Origin of the sequence: Streptomyces sp. Isolate_45 (assembly GCF_024721315.2) — a bacterium.
Taxonomy (GTDB): Bacteria; Actinomycetota; Actinomycetes; order Streptomycetales; family Streptomycetaceae; genus Streptomyces.
In genome coordinates this window covers 1-3170 of sequence record NZ_JANFAK020000318.1, presented here as the reverse complement: position 1 = coordinate 3170, position 3170 = coordinate 1, and the positions used below count along the sequence as shown (strand labels likewise).

Annotated in this window: 1 protein-coding gene; it reads left to right on the top strand. The window is 69.1% G+C overall.

Features of this window, described 5'->3' with window-relative positions; all coding sequences use genetic code 11:
• The coding region (locus NOD94_RS40635) for a type I polyketide synthase (RefSeq protein WP_281211270.1) at positions 1–3170 on the top strand (3170 nt) is incomplete at both ends.

Below are 3170 nucleotides of genomic sequence, written 5' to 3'. Positions count from 1 at the left end.
GATCGTGGTTGGGATCTGGATCGTCTCTACAGCTCGGATCCCGATGAGCAGGGGACGTTCTATGCCCGTGAGGGCGGATTCCTCTACGACGCCGCCGAGTTCGACGCGGACTTCTTCGGGATCTCGCCGCGTGAGGCCCTCGCCATGGATCCGCAGCAGCGGTTGTTGTTGGAGACGACGTGGGAGGCGTTCGAGCGGGCGGGTATCGACCCGGCCGCGGTGCGCGGAACCCAGGCCGGTGTCTTCGTCGGCACCAACGGCCAGGACTACGACTCGACCTTCCAGGTAATTCCTGAAGGCATCGAGGGTTTTCTCGGCACGGGTAACGCGGCGAGTGTGGTCTCCGGCCGGCTGTCGTACGCGTTCGGGCTTGAGGGTCCGGCGGTGACGGTCGATACGGCGTGCTCGGCTTCGTTGGTGGCGTTGCACTGGGCGGTGCAGGCGTTGCGCAACGGTGAGTGCAGCATGGCGTTGGCCGGTGGTGTGACGGTCATGTCGTCGCCGGGTGCGTACATCGATTTCAGTCGACAGCGTGGGCTGGCGGCGGATGGTCGGATCAAGGCGTTCGCCGCCGGCGCGGATGGTACGGGCTGGGGTGAGGGTGTCGGCATGCTGCTCGTGGAGCGGCTGTCGGATGCCCGTCGTAACGGGCATCCGGTGTTGGCGGTGATCCGTGGTTCGGCGATCAACCAGGACGGTGCGAGCAATGGTCTGACGGCTCCGAACGGTCCTTCGCAACAGCGGGTGATCCGTGCGGCGCTGGCCGGCGCGGGCCTGTCGGCCGCCGAGGTGGACGCCGTGGAAGCGCACGGCACGGGCACGATGCTCGGGGACCCCATCGAGGCGCAGGCGCTCTTGGCCACGTACGGGCAGGAGCGTTCGGCCGACCGGCCGTTGTTCCTCGGTTCGATCAAGTCGAACATCGGGCACACGCAGGCCGCGGCGGGTGTCGCGGGTGTGATGAAGATGGTCCTGGCGATGCAGCACGGGGTGCTTCCGCAGACGCTGCACGTGGACGAGCCCACCCCGCACGTCGACTGGACTGCCGGCGACCTGAAGTTGCTTACAGAACAGCGCGATTGGCCCGAGACCGGTCGTCCGCGTCGGGCGGGTATCTCCTCGTTCGGTTTCAGTGGTACCAACGCCCACACGATCATCGAGCAGGCGCCGGACGTGCGGGACGAGGCGGAGCCGACCGCTCTGCCCCAGGACCGTTCGGGCGTTCTGCCGTGGGTCCTGTCGGCGAAGAGCGAGGCTGCTCTGCGCGTCCAGGCCGAGCGTCTGGCGGCGTGGATCGCGTCGGACGAGCTGCTGGAACCCGCCGATGTCGCCTACTCCTTGGCCACGTCGAGGTCGACGCTCGACCGTCGAGCCGTTGTCCTCGCGGAGGACCGGGTGGCATTCCTCACCGGACTGACGGCCCTCGCGGCCGGAGAGCCGGTGCCGGGGCTCCTCCAAGGCGCGGTATCGGGTGGTGGGCTGGCCTTCCTGTTCACGGGTCAGGGGAGTCAGCGCCTGGGGATGGGGCGTGAGCTGTATGACGCCTATCCGGTGTTCGCGGACGCGCTGGACGCCGTCTGCGCCCGTATGGATGCGCTACTGGAACTGCCTCTGAGGGAGGTGCTGTTCGGGTCTGACGGCGCCCTGTTGGACGAGACGCGGTTCACTCAGCCCGCGCTGTTCGCCGTCGAGGTGGCGTTGTTCCGGCTGCTCGAATCTTGGGGTGTGAAGCCGGATTACCTCTCCGGTCACTCCATCGGTGAGATAGCTGCCGCGCATGCGGCAGGTGTCCTTTCCCTGGACGACGCCTGTGTGCTGGTGGTGGCGCGGGGTCGGCTGATGCAGGCCCTGCCGACCGGCGGAGTCATGATCGCCGTCCAGGCCTCCGAGGACGAGGTCCTGCCGCGGCTGACCGATCGGGTGAGCATCGCCGCGATCAACGGTCCGCGGTCGGTGGTGATCGCGGGTGACGAGGACGCTGCGGTTGCGGTGGTGGAGTCCCTCGGCGACCGGAAGAGCAAGCGCCTCACGGTCAGCCACGCCTTCCACTCGCCGCACATGGACGGCATGCTGGCCGACTTCCGCAAGGCGGTCGAGGGGCTGACCTTCGAGGCGCCGCGCATCCCGATCGTCTCCAACCTGACCGGGGCGCTCGTCACCGACGGGGAGATGGGCTCGGCGGACTTCTGGGTCCGCCACGTCCGCGAGGCGGTCCGTTTCCTCGACGGTGTTCGCACCCTTGAGGCCGCCGGCGTGACCACGTACGTCGAACTCGGCCCGGACGGGGTGCTCTCCGCCCTCGCCCAGGAATGCGTGACGGAGGACGCCGCGTTCCTGCCCGCGCTCCGCAAGCACCGCCCCGAGGTCCAGGTCGTCACGACGGCCCTCGCCCAGGCTCATGTTCATGGTGTGGCCGTCGACTGGTCGGCGTTCTTCGCCGGTACCGGTGCCCGCCGGGTCGACCTGCCGACGTACGCCTTCCAGCGGCAGCGGTTCTGGCCCAGTGAGGTGGCGTACGCGACCGGGGACCCGGCAGCGATCGGTTTCGGCGACGCCGACCACCCGCTGCTCGGCGCCGCGGTCACCCTTGCCGACTCGGACGGGGTGCTGCTCGCCGGTCGACTGTCGCTGGAAACCCACCCCTGGCTCGCCGACCACACGATCCACGGTGGTGTCCTGCTGCCTGGTACGGCATTCGTGGACCTCGCGGTTCGTGCCGGTGACCAGGTCGGATGCGATGTCGTCGAGGAGCTGACGCTGGAGGCCCCGCTGGTCCTGCCCGAGCGCGGCGGCGTGCACCTCCAACTTGCCGTCGAGGCGCCGAACGCCTCCGGCAACCGAGCGTTCGCCGTGTACTCCCGACGTCAGGACGCACACGCGGGGGAGCCGTGGACGCGTCACGGGTCCGGTGTGTTGGCTGTTGGTGCCCGGCCTGAGGCCGAGTCCGACTTCGGTGCGCTGGCGGTCTGGCCGCCGGCCGACGCAGTCGCCGTCGACGTGAGCGGGCTGTACGCGGAACTCGCAGGAGACGGCATGGCCTACGGGCCGCTGTTCCAGGGGTTGAAGGCGGCCTGGCGGCGTGGCAGCGAGCTGTTCACCGAGGTCGTGTTGCCGGAGGGTGGGCGTCGGGACGCGGTGCGGTTCGGTCTGCACCCGGCCCTGCTCGATGC